Genomic DNA, 788 nt, shown 5'->3' with positions numbered 1-788 from the left:
CATCTTCGATAAAACCACCATCGACACACTCATCCACCGGCTGGAACGCGTACTGGTGGCGATAACCACCAGCGCCGAACAACCGCTGTCATCAGTGGACCTGCTCGACCACACCGAACACAGCCGGCTGGACGAGAGCAGCAACCGCGCGGCCCTGCACACGCAGACACCGCCGGCGATGTCCGTGCCGGCACTGTTCGCCGCACAGGTCGCCCGCACCCCCAACGCGACAGCACTCACCTGCGGCGAGGACTCCTGGACCTACCAGCAACTCGACCAGACCGCGAACCGCCTCGCACACCTGCTGATCGGCCACGGCGTGGGTCCCGGATCCGTGGTCGGGATACTGATGGAACGCTCGGCCCACGCGATCGCCGCACTCACCGCGGTACTCGAAACCGGGGCGGCCTACCTACCCATCGATCCCGAACATCCAAGGGCACGAATCGAATTCATGCTCATCGACGCCACACCCGCGGCCGTGATCACCACCGCCGACCTGGCCGGACGGCTCGACGGGATCGACGTCACCGTCATCGACATCAACGACCCCGCACTCGACACCCAGCCCAGCACGCCACTACCCGCACCCAGCCCCGAGAACATCGCCTACCTCATCTACACCTCCGGCACCACCGGGACACCCAAAGGCGTGGCCACCACCCACCACAACATCACCCAACTACTGACAAACCTGAACACCGGCCCCATACCCACCTCCGAACAGGTGTGGGCGCAATGTCATTCACTCGCCTTCGACGTCTCCGTATGGGAAATCTGGAGCCCCT

The 788-nt window shown here is 64.3% G+C and carries 1 protein-coding gene; it reads left to right on the top strand.

Annotation, left to right across the window (positions count from 1 at the left end):
* Positions 1-788, top strand: a 788-nt coding sequence (locus tag IRT45_RS36370; RefSeq protein ID WP_194810271.1) for an AMP-binding protein, incomplete at both ends; no start/stop codon positions are given.

The organism is Nocardia sp. BSTN01, assembly GCF_015354405.1.
In the GTDB taxonomy this organism is placed as follows: domain Bacteria; phylum Actinomycetota; class Actinomycetes; order Mycobacteriales; family Mycobacteriaceae; genus Nocardia.
This window is presented reverse-complemented; position numbering and strand designations above follow the sequence as displayed.